The 17555-nt window shown below is 63.5% G+C and carries 18 protein-coding genes; 14 read left to right on the forward strand and 4 right to left on the reverse strand.

Going from position 1 to position 17555, the window contains the following annotated elements; genetic code table 11:
- The first annotated feature begins 141 nt into the window (after positions 1–141).
- The 7 genes from AC0NIL_RS08925 (at position 142) to AC0NIL_RS08955 (ending at position 6481) form a co-directional block, all read left to right on the forward strand.
- A complete protein-coding gene (locus tag AC0NIL_RS08925) occupies positions 142–1527 on the forward strand; it encodes a M20/M25/M40 family metallo-hydrolase (protein ID WP_473572590.1) in 1386 nt (461 codons plus the stop codon).
- Positions 1528–1651: 124 nt separating this feature from the next.
- Positions 1652–2272: a ribonuclease D gene (locus AC0NIL_RS08930; protein ID WP_013529549.1), complete on the forward strand. Its 621-nt coding sequence runs from the start codon at positions 1652–1654 to the stop codon at positions 2270–2272.
- A gap of 100 nt (positions 2273–2372) precedes the next feature.
- The gene (locus AC0NIL_RS08935; protein ID WP_013529550.1) at positions 2373–2576 is read left to right on the forward strand and encodes a hypothetical protein; all 204 of its coding nucleotides are present in this window, start codon (positions 2373–2375) and stop codon (positions 2574–2576) included.
- A gap of 108 nt (positions 2577–2684) precedes the next feature.
- A complete protein-coding gene (locus AC0NIL_RS08940) occupies positions 2685–2939 on the forward strand; it encodes a GlsB/YeaQ/YmgE family stress response membrane protein (RefSeq protein WP_013529551.1) in 255 nt (84 codons plus the stop codon).
- A gap of 25 nt (positions 2940–2964) precedes the next feature.
- Positions 2965–3111 (forward strand): hypothetical protein, encoded by a 147-nt coding sequence (locus tag AC0NIL_RS08945; protein ID WP_275954526.1) that lies wholly within the window; start codon positions 2965–2967, stop codon positions 3109–3111.
- 18 nt (positions 3112–3129) lie between these two features.
- Positions 3130–4044: a hypothetical protein gene (locus AC0NIL_RS08950; RefSeq protein WP_275954525.1), complete on the forward strand. Its 915-nt coding sequence runs from the start codon at positions 3130–3132 to the stop codon at positions 4042–4044.
- Positions 4045–4213: 169 nt separating this feature from the next.
- A complete protein-coding gene (locus AC0NIL_RS08955; protein WP_473572589.1) occupies positions 4214–6481 on the forward strand; it encodes a transglycosylase domain-containing protein in 2268 nt (755 codons plus the stop codon).
- Positions 6482–6490: 9 nt separating this feature from the next.
- Here AC0NIL_RS08955 and AC0NIL_RS08960 read toward each other — a convergent pair whose 3' ends face one another.
- On the reverse strand, positions 6491–6856 hold the full coding sequence (locus tag AC0NIL_RS08960) for a nuclear transport factor 2 family protein (RefSeq protein WP_027161316.1): 366 nt from the start codon (positions 6854–6856) through the stop codon (positions 6491–6493).
- A 161-nt stretch (positions 6857–7017) separates the two neighbouring features.
- Here AC0NIL_RS08960 and AC0NIL_RS08965 point away from each other — a divergent pair, with 161 nt between their 5' ends.
- Positions 7018–7770, forward strand: coding sequence for an SDR family NAD(P)-dependent oxidoreductase (locus AC0NIL_RS08965; RefSeq protein WP_013529556.1), 753 nt, complete (start codon positions 7018–7020; stop codon positions 7768–7770).
- 13 nt (positions 7771–7783) lie between these two features.
- Here AC0NIL_RS08965 and AC0NIL_RS08970 read toward each other — a convergent pair whose 3' ends face one another.
- Positions 7784–8704 carry a zinc-binding dehydrogenase gene (locus tag AC0NIL_RS08970; protein WP_473572588.1) on the reverse strand — a complete coding sequence of 307 codons (921 nt, stop codon included), beginning with the start codon at positions 8702–8704 and terminating at the stop codon, positions 7784–7786.
- Between the two features lie 138 nt (positions 8705–8842).
- Here AC0NIL_RS08970 and AC0NIL_RS08975 point away from each other — a divergent pair, with 138 nt between their 5' ends.
- Positions 8843–9652 (forward strand): AraC family transcriptional regulator, encoded by an 810-nt coding sequence (locus AC0NIL_RS08975; protein WP_473572587.1) that lies wholly within the window; start codon positions 8843–8845, stop codon positions 9650–9652.
- 70 nt (positions 9653–9722) lie between these two features.
- Here AC0NIL_RS08975 and AC0NIL_RS08980 read toward each other — a convergent pair whose 3' ends face one another.
- Both AC0NIL_RS08980 and AC0NIL_RS08985 read right to left on the reverse strand, forming a co-directional pair.
- Positions 9723–11519 (reverse strand): cation:proton antiporter domain-containing protein, encoded by a 1797-nt coding sequence (locus AC0NIL_RS08980; protein ID WP_473572586.1) that lies wholly within the window; start codon positions 11517–11519, stop codon positions 9723–9725.
- A gap of 219 nt (positions 11520–11738) precedes the next feature.
- Positions 11739–12188, reverse strand: coding sequence for a baeRF12 domain-containing protein (locus AC0NIL_RS08985; protein WP_013529560.1), 450 nt, complete (start codon positions 12186–12188; stop codon positions 11739–11741).
- Positions 12189–12608: 420 nt separating this feature from the next.
- Between AC0NIL_RS08985 and cysG the strand changes: the two genes are divergently transcribed.
- The 5 genes from cysG to AC0NIL_RS09010 all read left to right on the forward strand — a co-directional run bounded on the left by cysG (position 12609) and on the right by AC0NIL_RS09010 (position 17509).
- A complete protein-coding gene (gene cysG, locus AC0NIL_RS08990; RefSeq protein ID WP_473572585.1) occupies positions 12609–14060 on the forward strand; it encodes a siroheme synthase CysG in 1452 nt (483 codons plus the stop codon).
- Entirely contained in the window at positions 14057–14350 is a 294-nt protein-coding gene (locus AC0NIL_RS08995) for a DUF2849 domain-containing protein (protein ID WP_013529562.1), read from the forward strand. Before cysG ends, AC0NIL_RS08995 begins: the two co-directional genes overlap by 4 nt.
- A 43-nt stretch (positions 14351–14393) precedes the next feature.
- The gene (locus AC0NIL_RS09000) at positions 14394–16064 is read left to right on the forward strand and encodes a nitrite/sulfite reductase (RefSeq protein WP_013529563.1); all 1671 of its coding nucleotides are present in this window, start codon (positions 14394–14396) and stop codon (positions 16062–16064) included.
- The gene (locus AC0NIL_RS09005) at positions 16039–16803 is read left to right on the forward strand and encodes a phosphoadenylyl-sulfate reductase (RefSeq protein WP_013529564.1); all 765 of its coding nucleotides are present in this window, start codon (positions 16039–16041) and stop codon (positions 16801–16803) included. The genes AC0NIL_RS09000 and AC0NIL_RS09005 overlap by 26 nt, the downstream gene beginning before the upstream one ends.
- A 172-nt stretch (positions 16804–16975) precedes the next feature.
- Complete coding sequence (locus AC0NIL_RS09010) at positions 16976–17509, forward strand: DUF934 domain-containing protein (RefSeq protein WP_473572584.1); 534 nt, start codon at positions 16976–16978, stop codon at positions 17507–17509.
- The last annotated feature ends 46 nt before the right edge of the window (positions 17510–17555 follow it).

Genomic DNA, 17555 nt, shown 5'->3' on the forward strand with positions numbered 1-17555 from the left:
GGCCGCCGTGGTTCCCCCTCCACCACGGCGGTCTTTTTTTGCCTCGCAGAGACGTTTGCAGCCCGTGGTCCAATGATCGCGGGCTTTTCGTTTTCCCGTCATGCCTTTACGGTTCCGGTTCTGAATCGAAAGGCTTCACATATGTCCGCAGTTTCCCCCGTCCTCGACCGTCTCGACAAGAATCTCGACCAGAGCCTCGAGCGCCTGTTCGGCTTGCTCAGGATCAAGTCCATCTCCACCGATCCAGCCTATGCCGCCGACTGCCGCAAGGCGGCGGAATGGCTGGTGGCCGAACTCGAGCTGATCGGCTTCGACGCCAGCGTTCGCGACACGCCCGGCCACCCGATGGTGGTTGCGCACCATGACGGCCCGGCCGGTTCGCCGCATGTGCTGTTTTACGGCCATTATGACGTTCAGCCGGTCGACCCGATCGAATTGTGGGAAAGCGATCCGTTCGCGCCTGCTGTCAAGGAGGTCGGGCCGGACCACAAGGTGATCGTCGGTCGGGGGTCGGCCGACGACAAGGGCCAGTTGATGACCTTCGTCGAGGCTTGCCGCGCCTGGAAACAGGTGCATGGCAATCTGCCTTGCCGCATCACCATCCTGTTCGAGGGCGAGGAGGAATCCGGTTCGCCTTCGCTGAAGCCGTTCCTCGAGGCCAATGCCGACGAACTCAAGGCCGATTTCGCGCTGGTCTGCGATACCGGCATGTGGGATCGCGACACGCCGTCGATCTGCGTCGGATTGCGCGGGCTGGTGGGTGAGGAGATCACGGTGAAGGCCGCCGACCGCGACCTGCATTCGGGCCTCTATGGTGGTGCCGCCGCCAACCCGATCCGCATCCTGGCCAGGGCGCTGGCCGATATCCACGACAAGGACGGCCACATCACCATTCCCGGCTTCTATGATGGCGTCGAGGAAACGCCGTCGCAGATCCTGAAATCATGGGAGACGCTCGGCGAGACTGCCGAGACGTTCCTGGGACCGGTCGGCCTGTCGATCCCGTCGGGCGAAAAGGGCCGCTCCGTGCTGGAATTGACCTGGGCGCGGCCGACGGCCGAGTTCAACGGCATCATCGGCGGCTATACCGGCAAGGGCTTCAAGACGGTGATCGCGGCCGAAGCCTCGGCGAAGGTCTCGTTTCGCCTCGTCCATAAGCAGGACCCGAAAAAAATCCGGGCCGCGTTCCAGAAGTTCGTCAAGGAGCGCATTCCGGCCGACTGTTCCGTCGAATTCCATCCGCATGGCGGCTCGCCGGCAATCCAGCTTTCCTACGACTCGCCCTTCCTGGCCAAGGCCAAGAATGCGCTGTCCGACGAATGGCCGAAGCCGGCGGTTACGACGGGCAGCGGCGGCTCCATTCCGGTTGTCGGCGATTTCCAGACCTATCTCGGCATGGAATCGCTGCTGGTCGGGTTCGGCCTCGACGACGACCGCATCCACTCGCCCAACGAGAAATACGAGCTCAGCTCCTTCCACAAGGGCCAGCGCTCGTGGGCGCGGATTCTCGATGCCTTGACGCGCTGAGCAGCGGAACCCCTGTTTTCCTGTTGATTTTTCAGCCGATCGCGGCGAGGACGGGCCACAAGATAAAGCGCTGCAACATCCCCTGCGGGTCAGGGGGCACTCTAGGGCTCGACCGGAGAAGACAATGGCCGATATCCGTTTCCATAAAAACGACCTGCCCGACCTCTCGCACTACAATGTCGGGGCAGTGGCCATCGACACCGAAACGCTCGGGCTCAATCCGCATCGCGACCGGCTGTGCGTGGTGCAGATTTCGCCCGGCGACGGCAGCGCCGACGTCATCCAGATCGCGCCCGGCCAGAAGAAGGCGCCGAACCTCGTCAGCCTGCTGAGGAACCGCGGCGTAACCAAGCTGTTCCACTACGGCCGCTTCGATCTTGCCGTTCTCTACAATGCGTTCGGCGTCATGCCGGAGCCGGTGTTCTGCACCAAGATCGCCTCGCGGCTCACCCGCACCTACACCGACCGCCACGGGCTCAAGGACATCTGCTTCGAGCTTCTCGGCGTCGGGCTGTCCAAGGCGCAGCAATCGTCGGACTGGGCGGCCGAGACGCTGTCGCCCGAACAGCTCGAATATGCGGCTTCCGACGTGCTCTATCTGCACCGGTTGCGCGATGTACTGGCCGGACGGCTGGCGCGCGATGGGCGGACCAAGGAGGCCGATGCCTGCTTCCGCTTCCTGCCGACGCGTGCCAAGCTTGACCTGATGGGCTGGGACGAAGAGGATATCTTCGCCCATAGCTGAGGGCCGTTGGCGCGCTCCGCGGGCCGGTGACCGTTTGGAACCGGATACAGGCCGTCGCGTTCTGTCGGCTCAGTTTGTCGGTGCAATTGGGGATAATGACATGGCGGACAGAAAGCCGATTGCGACCGCGCCGACAGACGGCTCCAAGGTCTCCGTGACCTGGAAGGACAGCGACGGCGTCATCAACGAATCCATCGCGCAATATCGCGACGACGGCTGGTGGGTCTATATCGACAGTCACACGCAAAAGAAGGTCGAGCCGACCAGCTGGCGCCCTGCCGCAAGCGACGACGACGATCAATAAGCGCGCCGCTGGTGAGGCCGGCTGCTTTCGAATAGCCTAAGCTGTTGATGTCGAGGCCGATTCGGGCTTTCCGGTCCGCGGTCGCCCTCTTGCTCGGAGGAAATGGCTATGGGTGTCGAAAGCTTGCTCGTCTTCATCATCATCGGTGCCATCGCCGGCTGGCTCGCCGGTCTCATCGTTTCCGGCTTCGGCTTCGGCCTGATCGGCAACATCATCGTGGGCATCGTCGGTGCGTTCATCGCCGGCTGGCTGTTTCCGCGGATCGGCTTTTCCATCGGCGGCGGCACTCTCGCCGCGATCATCCATGCCACGATCGGCGCCATCATCCTGCTGGTGCTGGTCAAGGTTCTGAAACGAGCCTGAGGCTCGACAACGCAAAGAGCGCGCAATGAAACAGAATACGCTCAATCTCGTCATCGGCGCGCTCGTCGTCGTGGTCATCGCGCTTGGTATCTATGTCTATCGCGAGCAGACCAAACCCAAGGGCGTCGAGCTCAAGATCGACGACAAGGGCATTTCGATCCAGCAGAACTAAGCCATGCGGGGGCGCGACATGGTTGCTTCTGACGCCCCGGAAGACGTCGATCAGCCCCCGATCACCGTGGCGGAATGGGAGAGGCTGAACAGACCGCCAAGGCGCGAGGCGCTGCTGCGCTATCGTTGGCGGGTGTTTCGCTTTCTGAGGACATCCGCACCGGTCAGCGAATTGCAGGGGCAAGAGCAGGTATTCCGCGATGCGGTCGTCGCCACCGTGGCCTTCAACCGGCCCGAAATGATCGAATGGCAGATCCACCTGGTACGCCGATACCTGGCCGAGCACGAAAGCTACATCGTTTTCGACAACAGCAACAAGGGCGAGGCAAGGGAAGCAATCCGCGATCTCTGCCGTCGCCAGCATGTCCCCTATGTCGCATTGCCGAAGAACAGGCTGGTCGTCAGCAGATCGCACGGTCAAGCGCTCAACTGGATCGTGCGGAATTTCTTGCCCAGGTTCGGGCCGAAGCTGTTCGGCTTCATCGATCATGACATCTTTCCGACTGAACCGTTTTCGATCCGCGCCCGGATGGAGGGCAAAAGCCTCTACGGCAGCGTGCGGCGCGACACGCCGACGCCAGGCGGCTGGTTCCTGTGGCCCGGCTTCTGTTTTTTCGACGGAAGCCTGTTGCGGCGACGGCTGGATTTCGCCCCGAGCTACAAGTTTCATATGGATTCCGGCGGCGGCAACTGGCCTGTGCTCTACAGGTCGATCGATCCGGCGCTGGTTCGATTCGCTGAAAACAAATCGCTTCGCTTCGGCGCCGGACATGATCAATCCGAGGATTTTTTCATGATGGTCGATGGCTGGCTGCACGTCACGAACGCCTCGAACTGGAGGCGACAGCCGGTTGACAGGGGCGAACACATTGTCGCGCTGTTGCGGCAAGCCGGCGGTCCCGACCAGCCGGATGTGAAGTTCGAGCCCATCTGAACGAGACAGCGAACAGCGTGGCGTCAGTAACCTGCAAAGAGCAGACGCTGGCCTTTTTGGCTGCCCAACCCCAAGGCCGGCATTCGAACACGACTTAACCCGCCCTTAAATCGCCGCATCTACTCTTCAACCCGAACGCCATAGGCATCGGGGACATCAAGCACAGCGCATGGCGAACCGCAGAGACAGTCGCATCGAACCCAGTTTCGAGGGGCCGCCGCAGGCGCGGTCCTCGGCGGGTCTTTCGGTGAACGAGGAGGATCGCGTCGTGCCGAGCAATCGCAAAGCCTCCGCAAAACGCAAGCCGGCCAAAGGGAAATCGTCGCGGGTCAAGCGCGGCAGAAGCCGGCGCGGCCTGTTCGGCGTGCTCGGCCGGCTATTCTACTGGTGCTTCGTGCTCGCCATCTGGGGCGGCATCGCCGTGGCCGGCATCGTCATCTACTACGGCGCCAAGATGCCGGCGGCGACGACCTGGTCGATTCCCGACCGCGCCCCCAACATCAAGATCGTCTCGGCAGATGGCCAATTGCTCGCCAATCGCGGCATGAGCGGCGGCGAGGCGGTCGGCCTGCACGAAATGTCGCCCTATATCCCGGAAGCCGTCATCGCCATCGAAGATCGGCGCTTCTACTCGCATTTCGGCATCGACCCGATCGGGCTTTCCCGCGCGATGGTCACCAATGTGCTTGGCGGGCATTTCTCGCAGGGTGGCTCGACGCTGACCCAGCAATTGGCCAAGAACCTGTTCCTGACACCCGACCGCACGCTGGAGCGCAAGGTGCAGGAAGTGCTGCTGGCGCTATGGCTGGAGCACAAGCACACCAAGGACCAGATCCTCGAAATGTACCTGAACCGGGTCTATTTCGGCTCTGGCGCCTATGGCGTCGAAGCCGCCTCGCGCCGCTATTTCGGCAAGAGCGCGCGCGACGTCACCCTGTCGGAAGCCGCATTGCTTGCCGGCCTGCTGAAGGCGCCGTCGCGGCTGTCCCCGGCACGCGATCCGAAGGCCGCCGAGGAACGCTCGCAGCTGGTGCTTGCCGCCATGCGCGACGAGGGCAAGATCAGCGCCAAGGAACTGACCTCGGCGATGAGCGCGCCGGCAACGCGTGCGCCTTCCTATTGGACCGGCTCGGAGAATTACGTCGCCGATACCATCATGGAGGAACTGCCCGACCTGATCGGCGACGTACGCGGCGATATCGTCATCGACAGCACCGTCGACCTGAACCTGCAGAAGCTCGCCGAGCAATCGATCCGCAGGCTGATCGACGACAGCGGCAAGAAACTCAACGTCAGCCAGGGCGCCCTGGTGTCGATCGACGATTCCGGTGCGGTGCGCGCCATGGTCGGCGGCTACGACTATTCGACCAGCCAGTTCGACCGTGCTTCGGAGGCACGTCGCCAGCCGGGCTCGGCATTCAAGCCGTTCGTCTATATGGCCGCTCTTGAAGCCGGCCGCACGCCCGACAGCATCCGCAACGATGCGCCGATCAAGATCGGCAACTGGACGCCCGACAATTACGGCGGCAAGTATTTCGGCAAGGTGACGCTGGCCACCGCGCTGGCCAAGTCTCTGAATTCGGTGGCAGCGCAGCTGACCATGGAGGTCGGGCCGAACGCGGTTGTCGAGGCGGCGCACCGCATGGGCATCCAGTCCGACCTGACAGCCAACACCTCGATCGCGCTCGGCACTTCGGAAGTGACGCCGCTGGAGTTGACATCGGCCTATGTCCCCTTTGCCAATGGCGGCTACAAGCCCGAAATCCATTTCATCCGGCGCGTGACGACCACCGAGGGCAAAGTGCTTTACGACAGCGGCGGCGGCAGCGCGCCGCGCGTCGTCAAGCCTGAGATCGTCGGCATGATGAACTCGATGATGACGGGCACGGTTGAGATCGGCACTGCCCGGAAAGCGGCTTTCGCCTGGCCATCGGCCGGCAAGACCGGCACCAGTCAGAATTCGCGCGACGCCTGGTTCGTCGGCTACACCGCCAACCTCACCACCGGTGTGTGGTTCGGCAATGATGATGGCAGCCCGATGAAGAAGGTCACCGGCGGCGCACTGCCGGCGCAGGCCTGGCACGAGTTCATGGTTGCGGCCCACGAGGGTGTGCCGGTGCGGCCGCTGCCCGGCACCTGGAAATCGACGCCGGCCGACACAATCGTCCCCGACGAGATACCCTCGGCGAACAACACGGCGCCGGTTCCGTCCACGTCGGTCAGCCAGCAGGCACCGGCGCGGCCAGCAGCGCCGGTTGCCCAAGCACCAGCGCCGGTCCGCGCGGCCCGTCCCGCCCAAACCGTCGATGCCGATGGCCTTTCCATGCCGGAGGATGACGGCGCCACCGCATCGATCAAGCACCCGGTGCCGCCAGGCGACGTCGGCGGTCCGCGCAAGAAGCGGCAGACCTCGATCCTCGACCTCCTTGGCGGCTGAGTAGACCCGCTAATTCGCCTTTGGTTTGGCGCTGCCCAGCTTCTTGCTGTCAAAGGTCAGTTTGTCGCTGTGAATCTTGCCGTCGCTGATGGTGAGGTGCTTGGCGCAGGAAAGCGCGCCGGACGACTCTGTCATCAAGTCATACATAAGCAGCGCCTGGTGGTCGTCTCCGAAGGCCGCGATCATGCGCACACCGGTCACATCCTGTGAAAGTTTGGTCAGGCCCTCGAGGTAGGGGGCCTTGCCAGTCGACTGTTGCATCGGCCCATCAAAAACGACGTCGTCGGCGACATAGGATGCTGCCTTTTCGAGGTCGTGTCCTGTCCACGCTTTGGTGAAGGCAGTGGCGATGTCGAGGGGTGCTGTCTGTGTCATGGCTTTGTCCTGATAGATTGATTCAGAACCCCGCGCCCTTTCCGCATTCAAGGACCAACGGCGAGCCGGCTTCCCGGTTCCTCCTTTGAGGTGAATGGTGACATTTCGGCCTCTCGCCACCTCGGCGGCGTTCGGCTACATCTGCCGGCTGGAGACCTGAAATGACTGAACTCGACACCCGAAAGACCATCGTGCTGACCGGCGCCAGCCGCGGCATCGGCCACGCCACCGTCAAGCGTTTTTCGCGCGAGGGCTGGCGCGTCATCACCTGCTCCAGGCAGGCTTTCGCCGAGGACTGCCCGTGGCCGGCCGGGCCGGAAGACCACATCAAGGTCGATCTCGCCGATCAGGAGGATGTCGGCATCGCCGTCTCCGAAATTCGCCACCGGCTGGAAGCGCATGGCGGCCAGTTGCATGCGCTGGTCAACAATGCCGGCATTTCGCCGAAGCTCAAGGACGGCAACAGCCGCATGAATTCGATCGACACGCCGATGCATGTCTGGCGCGACGTGTTCCAGGTCAATTTCTTCGCGCCGATCATGCTGGCGCGCGGGCTGTTCAAGGAACTGGCGGCGGCCAAGGGCTCGATCGTCAACGTAACCTCGATCGCCGGAACCCGCGTGCATCCTTTCGCCGGCACGGCCTACGCGACATCGAAGGCGGCACTCGGCTCGCTGACGCGCGAGATGGCGCATGATTTCGGTCCGCACGGCATCCGCGTCAACGCGATCGCGCCGGGCGAAATCGATACCGCGATCCTGTCGCCGGGCACGGACAAGATCGTCGAGACCATTCCTCTCAGGCGCCTCGGCACCACGGCCGAAGTCGCCGACATCATCTTTTTCCTGTGCTCGCAGCAGGCGTCGTATGTGACTGGCTCGGAAATCCACATCAATGGCGGCCAGCACGTGTGACAAAACAGGATGCTCATCCTGTTATGGTGAGAACAGCCTTGCCGCTGAAGCTGCGCTGGCGCAGTGCGTCCAGCGCTTGAGCGACGTCTGTCCACGGCGCCGTCAAGGCCACGCGCGTTTCGAGCCGGCCGGCTGCGACCAGAGCGAGCAGTGAGGCGATGTCCTCGCCGATGCCTGGACCAGACGTGTAGTACGCAAAAGTCTGAAGCCTTGCCCCTTCATGATCCGGAACGAACTGGCGGAATCCGACGGGCGTCAGCTCGCCGCTGCTCGAACCGAACATGACGATGGTCCCGCCAGGTGCGATACGTTCGATCGCGCGTGCGAGGCTTTGGCCGCCGACCGACTCGGTGACCAGCGAGAACGGCCCCTCGGCCAGATCGATCGCTTCGACAACCTGCTCGGCTCCCAGACCGCGGAGATCGTCGGCGTGCCGGGCCGCGGCGATTGCCGTCACCGAGGCGCCTTGCTCGCGGGCGATCTGGATCTGAAAACGGCCGACCGCTCCGCTTGCACCGGTGATCAAGACCTGCTGGCCGGCGAGGTCGCCGCCATGGCGTAGAGTCCTTAGTGCCGTCGTACCGGCGACAGGAAGCGTGGCTGCGGAAACGAAACTGACGTCATCCGGCAGGACGGCGAGACGGTCGATTGGGACTGCGATGCGTTCGGCCCAACCGGCCTCGTCGACCAAAGCAACAACCCGGGCGCCGACGGCTGGCCCGGAACCATCGGCTGCTCTTCGTTCGACAATCCCCGCGATGTCCTGGCCGGGTGTCCAGCCCTCGGGGCGTATGGCAAGCAGGCGCAGTTCGCCCCGGTTCAACGAAGTTGCGTGGACAGAGACAAGCGCTTCGTTCGAAGCCGGTTGAGGCTCGGCGATGTCGGCGAGCCTCAACCCGGTCGCGCTTTCGGGAGAGATGACCAGGGCGAGCATGGCATACCTTGTTGCTGGCTTGTCGGTGCCAGCTTGCTGTGGAAAAGCACGGCAAGCTGAGTACGAGCCGGAGCTTATCGACTTTCGCCGTTAAAGAATTTAGCTATCATGGCGTTTAATCGCTAATAACAGTCAACCATGAGACAACCCCTCAGCTACCCCTGGCTCGATCTCGATGTGGATGACCCTGCCGCGCCGGCGATTGCCGTGCGCGTCGACATCCCCGACACCAGAGCGGAAGTCCCCGCCCATCGGCACCGCAAAGGCCAACTCGTCTTCGCACTCGGCGGCGGCGTCACATGCCGCGTTCCAAGCGGTCTATGGATGGTGCCGCCGCATTGCGGGGTGTGGATCCCCGGCGGCATGGAGCACAGCAATGTCGCAACCGCCAACGCCCGGATTTTCTTCGTCTACATAGAGCCGGGAGCCGCCGATCTGCCGGAGCGGTGCTGCACGCTTTCAATCTCGCCCCTGCTGCGCGAATTGATCATCGAGCTTTCCGACCGGGTGGAGGATGACGGGGCGAGGGGCGAACTCTTGACCAAGATGCTGCTCACCGAATTGCCACGCATGCCTGTCCAGCAATTGCACCTGCCGATCTCGTCCGAGCCACGCTTGAACAGGATCGCCGAAGCGTTGGCGCAAGACCCTGCCGACCGCAGCACACTGGCGGAATGGGCCAACCGCATCGCGCTCAGCGAGAGCAGCCTCGCCCGCCTTATGGCAAAGGAGACGGGGCTGAGTTTCGGGCGCTGGCGCCAGCAATTGCACTTGATCGTTGCAATTCGGGAACTGGCTTCCGGCAAGAGTGTCCAGCAGGTCTCGGGCGATCTCGGATATGGTTCCGTTACGGCCTTCATCACCATGTTCAAGAAGGCGCTTGGGAAGCCGCCGGCCAAATACCTCAGCGGTATCGCGCAAAATGGCGGCTCTGCATTCGTGGCGTGATGCTCGCTTGAAAGGGTGGTCGAGCCGATCACGTTGCCAGCGTGCGAGAGTGCAGCTTGGGCTTTGGGACTCAGGCCACCGACGGCTCGGCGGTTTCGCGCCTCAACTCCGGTTTGGAACCGAGAACTTCTTCCACAATCCCGCGCGCAATCTCGCGCTCGCCCATGATCACCGTATCGGCGCCCAAACCCTTGAGATGTTCGACCTCGGCATCGGAATGGGCACGGGCGATGACGTTGATAGCGGGATTGGCGGCGCGCGCGCGGAGCACGATCTGGCCGGCTTCGAAGGCATTGGGGATCGCAAGGATCAGCCGGCTGGCGCCCTCGGGATTGGCGGCGGCGAACACTTCGGCATTGGCCGCATTGCCGGCGACGGTCTCGACGCTGTCCGCTTTCAGCTTCGCCAGCGTCTTGTCGGCGTCCTCGATGACCAGGAAGGGCATTGCCGCGCCTTTCAGCGCCGAGCCGACCAGGCCACCGACACGGCCGTAGCCGATCAGGATGGCATGGCCGGTGAGTGCCGTCTTAGGCGGCGGCCCGTCCTCCTTTTTCATCGTTGCCGCGACAGAGGCTACCTGGCCCGGCTCCGTCGCCGGACCAACCGGTTTTGCCTCGACCGGTGGTGCCGTCCTGGCGGCGCGCCGTTCCAGCCACGGCTTCATCCAGTCGATGGCCAGGAACATCAGCGGGTTGAGGACAATCGACAGGATCGCACCGGCCAGAATGAGGTCGCGGCCCTGTTCCGGCAGCAGCTTCAGCCCGACGCCGAGTTCAGCCAGGATGAAGGAGAACTCGCCGATCTGGGCGAGGCTTGCCGAGATTATCAGCGCCGTGGCGATGGGATAGCCGAAGGCAACAACGATGGCGAACGCGGCCAGTGATTTGCCGATGACGATGATGGCGAGCGTCGCCAGGATCGGCCAACCATTGCTGATCAGGCTGAACGGGTCGAACAGCATGCCGACCGAGACGAAGAACAGCACGGAGAAGGCATCGCGCAGCGGCAGCGATTCTTCCGCCGCGCGGTGGCTGAGTTCGGATTCGCTCATGATCATGCCGGCGAAGAAGGCGCCCAGCGCCAGCGAGACACCGAACAGTTTGGCCGCACCGAAGGCGACGCCGAGCGCGATGGCCAGAACCGCCAGCCGGAACAGTTCGCGCGAGCCGGTATGGGCGACATAGTGCAGGATCCAGGGAATGACCCGGCGGCCGACCACCAGCATGACGATGACGAAAGCGGTGACCTTGGCCAGTGTGATGCCGACGACGCCCCAGATGCCGTAGCTGGCCGGCAGCGACAGCAGGCCGCTGGCATGGGCGTCGGCCTGCTCCTGGCCGCCGAGCACGCCAGCGAGCGCCGGCAGCAGCACCAGCGCCAGCACCATGGCCAGATCCTCGACGATCAGCCAGCCGACGGCGATGCGACCGCGCTCGGTCTCGATCATCCGCCGTTCCTGCAGGGCACGCAGCAGCACCACGGTCGAGGCGACCGACAACGCCAGGCCGAACACCAGCCCCGCGCCCATCGACCAGCCGAGCATCCAGGCAAGACCAGCGCCAAGCGCGGTGGCAAAGCCGATCTGGACGATGGCGCCCGGCACGGCGATGGCACGCACCGACAGCAGATCCTTGAGCGAGAAGTGCAGCCCGACGCCGAACATCAGCAAGATGACGCCGATTTCGGCCAGTTCGTTGGCAAGCCCGGCATCGGCGACGAAGCCGGGCGTGTTCGGCCCGACCAGCACGCCGGCTATGAGATAACCGACCAGGGGCGGAATGCGGAAGCGGTTGGCGAGAGCCCCGAAGACGAAAGCCAGCCCCAGACCGGCGACGATGGTGGCGATAAGGGGCGTGTCATGCGGCATTGTCTATGGAGCGCCTTTCAAGTCAGCGATGTTGGATGAGCGCCGCCCAAGGCCGCCGCCTGTTTGCAATATGGTGGATGGTATGTCGGCGATGCAACCCGCAAAGCCGTGAAATCGACGGCGCTGCCGCGAAAATTTGACCGGCAGCTGAGAAAGCTGCCGGCCGGATCGGAATTTGTGCGGAGCTATTCGTCTCGATTCGTCAGGGCCGATCGATGATCAGGCTGCCCGCAGCAAGGCCTCGATTTCCGGTATGGCATGGTTGGTCAATGTCTTGGGAATTTCGGCGGTCACCTTGTCCCCGACCTCCTTGTGCAGCTTTTTGCGCATTGTCCCAAGCACCACCGGCGGCGCGACGAGCACGATCTCGCTGAACTCGCCGTCATGCGCGAGCTTGTAGAGCCGGGCGGCGATTTCATCGGCAAAACGCTCCTTGCCGATGCGGTGCCAGTCCGTATCCTCGACTGCGCTGCGGTGTACGGAGGGACCATCACTGTATCGGCCGGGGCTGTCACTGCCTTGCTCGCGGGTGGGCGGGTTGTCCTGCTGCATTTCCTGCACCACCTCGAGATTCGGATATTTGTTGTCACCGGCGTTCCTGAGGAAAAGCGCCTTCTCGCCATCGGCCACGATCACCCAGATACCGTGCTTGAGTATGATTGTGTTCATGATGACAGGGCTCCTTTTTAGCCGCGTGGCGACTTTAGTTGGCATTCCGCAGCCGGATTTCGATCCGACATGACGGGCCTTTTGAGAACGCACCTCGAGCCGGTAATGTTCCAGTCGGCAGCCAAGTCGGCGTTGGACATTCTGGCTATCCCGAGGTCGCGACTTTAATCTACTAACTTGGTAGAATTTAGAAAAAACAGTTTTGCGGCTTTTCTCGCCGGGCGCTAAAAGAGCCACATATCAAGGCCTGCGACAGCAGCTTGAATCCGCTCTATCTGTAAATAAGAAATATTTTTCTCTTGGCCGGGATGCTTTCAGAAAAGCAATTGCATCCCGATAAGGGATGCGCGAGTGCGTTCCTTCTGGTTTCTCGCGCTCGCGCGTAGAACTGCAAGCTCATTGAGGATTCCGCTCGCGTCCATGTCGCACACTGCTCCCAAGCTCAACGCCTTCCCCGTGTTCATGCGGGTTGAGGGCGAAGCTGTGGCCATCGTCGGGGGCGGCGAAGAGGCGCTGGCCAAGGCGCGGCTGATCGGACAGTCGAGCGCGGTCCTGCGGATCGTCGCGGAACACGCCGAGCCCGACCTGCTCGCCTTCGTCGCCCAGGCCGGCGCGACGCATTTTGCCGCGACTTACGAGGCGTCGCAGCTCGAAGGCGCGGTCATGGTGTTTGCCGCCAGCGGCGACGAGGAACTCGACCGCCGGGTGGCCGCGGATGCGCGCCGCCTAGGCATTCCGGTCAATGCCGTCGATCGGCCTGAGCTTTGCGATTTCTTCACCCCGGCGCTGGTCAACCGTGCGCCGGTGGCCATCGCCATCGGCACCGAGGGTGCAGGCCCGGTGCTTGCCCAGATGTTGCGCGGCCGCATCGACCGCATGCTGTCGCCGTCGCTCGGGCCGCTGGCAATTCTTGCGGCTTCGTTTCGCGGGGCTGCCGAGAAGCTGCTGCCGAGAGGCAATGCCCGCCGCCGCTTCTGGAATGATTTCTTCGCTGGCGCTCCTGCGCGCGCGGCTGAAGCCGGCCAGCTTTCGCAGGCGCATGACGCCGCCGTCGATCTTCTGCTGTCGAACACGCCCGCTTGCGGTCACATCGCGCTGGTTGGCGCCGGTCCGGGCGCCGAGGATCTATTGACCTTGCGAGCCCATCGTCTGCTGATGGAAGCCGATGTCATCGTCCATGACGCCCTTGTGCCCGAGGCGGTCGTTGCCATGGGTCGCCGCGATGCCGAGCGCCTGCCGGTCGGAAAGCGCAAGGGCTGCCACACCAAGAGCCAGGCTGAGATCAATGCGCTGCTGGTCGAGCTTGGCCGTGAAGGCAAGCGTGTCGTGCGGCTGAAGTCGGGCGATCCGCTGGTGTTCGGCCGGGCCGGCGAAGAGATGGCGGCACTTCGCGACGCCGGCATCGCCTATGAGGTGGTCCCGGGCGTCACCGCGGCCTTTGCCGCCGCCGCCGATTTCGAACTGCCGCTGACCTTGCGCGGTGTCTCCTCGTCGATGGTGTTCACCACCGGCCACGACCTCAAGGGCAATTCGCTGCCCGACTGGGCCAAGCTCGCGATTTCCGGCGCCACCGTCGCCGTCTATATGGGCCGCTCGGTGGCGGCCGAGGTTGCCGGGCGGCTGATCGAGGCCGGCCTGTCGCCGGACACTGCGGTGGCCGTGGTCGAGAATGCCAGCCTCGCCAACCGGCGGCGCTTCCACGGCACGCTTGCCGACCTGCCGTCGCTGGAAGCGCGCGCCGATCTTTCCGGCCCGGTCATGACCATCATCGGCGATGCGGTCGCCGGCGCCAACTTTGAACGGTCCGAGCCGCTGGCGGCACACAGGCATGAAGGCGCGTCCAGTTCGGTCGCCGAAGGAGTTCAGCAATGAAGATACTGACCGCCAACCGCCTCACCGACGGCATCGCCGTCTGGTACGCCGATGGCGGCTGGGCCGAGACGGTGGATCATGCCGACCTCGCCCATGACAAGGCAGCCGATGACAGGCTCGAGGCGATCGGCGCCAAGGCCTATGCCGCCAACGAAGTGGTCGACGTCAATTTGATCGACGCTGAAGTCGTCAACGGCGTCGTCCAACCGGTGCGGCTGCGCGAGAAGATCCGCGCCGCCGGCCCGACCATCCGCAACGATCTCGGCAAGCAGGCTGCGCGGGCAGCATAACCAAGACACCAGGCATGGGCGGACGCGCCCTGAAAGACCAAGCATGTACCGTTACGATGAGTTCGACCACGATTTTGTCCAGGCCCGCGTCGCCGAGTTCAGCGACCAGGTGCAGCGCCGTCTTGCCGGCGAGATCACCGAGGACCAGTTCCGGCCATTGAGGCTGATGAACGGCGTCTATCTGCAGCTGCATGCCTACATGCTGCGCATCGCGGTGCCCTATGGCACGCTGAACGGCAAGCAGCTGCGCATGCTCGGCCACATCGCCCGCAAATACGACAAGGGCTACGGCCATTTCACCACGCGCCAGAACATCCAGTTCAACTGGCCGGCGCTGTCGGACATTCCGGCGATCCTGGCCGATCTCGCAAGCGTGGAGATGCACGCCATCCAGACCAGCGGCAATTGCATTCGCAACGTCACCGCCGACCACTTCGCCGGCGCTGCCGCCGACGAGGTCGCCGATCCGCGTCCCTACGCGGAAATCCTGCGCCAGTGGTCGTCGGTGCATCCGGAATTCTCGTTCCTGCCGCGCAAGTTCAAGATTGCGGTGACGGGGGCCGAGCGCGACCGCGCCGCCATCCAGACCCACGACATCGGCCTGCACCTGAAGAAGAACGCCGCCGGCGAACTCGGTTTCGCCGTCTATATCGGCGGCGGCCAAGGCCGCACGCCAATGGTTGCCCGCAAAATCCGCGACTTCCTGCCGGAAGCCGACCTTTTGTCCTACTGCACGGCGATCCTGCGCGTTTACAACCTCTATGGCCGCCGCGACAACAAGTACAAGGCGCGCATCAAGATCCTCGTCCATGAGACCGGCGTCGAGGAGATCACCCGCCAAATCGAGGCCGAGTGGCAAGAGTTGAAAGACGCCCAGCTGAAGCTGCCGGAAGCCGATATCCGCGCCATCGAGGCCTATTTCGCGCCACCGGCACTCGCTGAGCGGCCGGAAGGCGACCAGGCGGTCAAGCTGGCGCGGCTCGATTCCAAGGGGTTCTCGGAGTGGCTCGACCAGAATGTCGTGACGCACCGCCATCCCGATTATGCGGCTGTGACGATCTCGCTGAAGGGCATCGGCGAGGTGCCCGGCGACGCCTCGGACAGCCAGATGGACGCAATCGCCGACATCGCCGAGACATATGGCTTTGACGAGCTGCGTGTCAGCCATGAGCAGAACCTGATCCTGCCGCATGTGGCCCGCGCCGACCTCAAGGCGGTCTATGATGCGCTGGTCGGCATCGGCCTGGCGACGGCCAATTCCAACCTGATATCGGACATCATCGCTTGCCCGGGCCTCGACTACTGCGCGCTGGCCACGGCGCGCTCGATCCCGATCGCGCAGGAAATCTCGCGCCGCTTCGCCTCGCTTGAGCGGCAGCGCGAGATCGGCGAACTGAAGCTGAAGATCTCCGGCTGCATCAACGCCTGCGGTCATCACCATGTCGGCCACATCGGCATCCTCGGCGTCGAGAAGAAGGGCTCCGAACTCTATCAGGTGACGCTGGGCGGCTCGGCCGACGAGAACACCTCGGTCGGCGAGATCATCGGCCGCGGCTTCTCTTCGGAAGAGATCACCGACGCCATCGAACAGATCGTCGAGACCTATCTCGGCCTTCGGCTCGACCCACAAGAGAAATTCATCGACGCCTACCGCCGAGTCGGTCCCGCGCCGTTCAAGGAGGCGCTCTATGCTGGCGAAGCCAAGGCCGCTTGACCGTATTGGAGACGTCGATGACGGCATCGCCGCCAAAGCGGCAGGGCTCGATGCGCTCTATGGTCATCTGAAGCCGCTCGAGATCATCGAACGCTCGGCCCGCGAACTGTTCCTCGACGAGATCGCGGCGGTGTCGTCGTTCGGCGCGGATTCGGCCGTGCTGCTGCACATGATCGCCAAGATCGACCGGACGCTGCCGGTCATCTTCCTCGACACCGGCAAGCATTTCGAGGAGACGCTCGGCTATCGCGATGCGCTCGCCGCCGATTTCGGGCTGACCAACATAAGGGTGATCAAACCCGAGGAAGCAGCACTCGAACGGATCGATCCGACGGGCAATCTGCACCAAAGCGATACCGATGCCTGCTGCGACGTGCGCAAGGTGGAGCCGCTGGCGCGCGGTGTCGCGCCATTTCGTGCCTGGCTCACTGGCCGCAAGCGTTTTCAGGCCGAGACGCGGGCAGCGCTGCCGGTGTTCGAGGCGGTCGGGCCGCGCATCCGCATCAATCCGCTGGCGCATTGGACGACATCGGATCAGGCCGACTATATGCGCGCGCATGCGCTGCGCGAAAATCCGCTGGTCGCTTATGGCTATCTGTCGATCGGCTGCTTCCCGTGCACGCAGCCGGTGCAGCCGGGCGAGGACGCGCGCAGCGGCCGCTGGGCCGGTCATGCCAAGACCGAGTGCGGCATTCACCTGTCGGGGCTGGAGAAGTCGCTGACCGACGCATCCCTTTAGGATATGCTGATATTCAGGTGGGGCTGGTCTGCAAACGGCGGCTTCCTGCGCTTCCGGTGCTCACGTACTTCAAGTACGCTCCGCTCCGGTTCTCGGAAGCCGCCATTTTCGGCGCAGCCTGACCTGAATCTCAACACATCCTTGGTTCGTTTGACTGTTTAGGAACTTTTTGATGACTGGACCGACGACATCGGAGACCCGGCTCTGGACCCCCGCGGGTTTTCAGGAGGATGAGTGGACGCATGCCGAAAGCGCCGATGCGCTGTCCGGCAACGGCCGCTTCATCCTGCCGTTGCAAGTCTTCCTCGATCTCGATCCGGAGGTGCGCCGCTCGGCCAAGGAACGGCTCGGCGTCCTGCTGCAGCCGGGTGATCCACTCGAGAAGATTGCCGACCTGCTCGACCAGCTGTCGCTGGTGGCGCTGGCCTTTCCGGCCTTCAGCGACGGCCGCTCCTTCTCCAAGGGAGAACTGCTGCGCGGCCGCTACCATTTCGAAGGTGCCGTTCGCGCCACGGGCCAGGTACTGGTCGACCAACTGCCGCATATGCTGCGCCTGGGCTTCGACGAGTTCGAGATATCGAACCCCGTGCTGTTGAAGCGTCTGGAGGAGGGCCGCACCGGCGGATTGGGGCTCTACTACCAGCCAGCCGCCGTGCCGGAACCAAAAGGCCCGAAATACTCCTGGCGGCGCGTTCGCAGCAGCTGACGTTGCGGTAATTCCGCGCGTCTTTACAACGCCCCCTGTTCAAGCC

The organism is Mesorhizobium sp. WSM1343, from assembly GCF_055901535.1.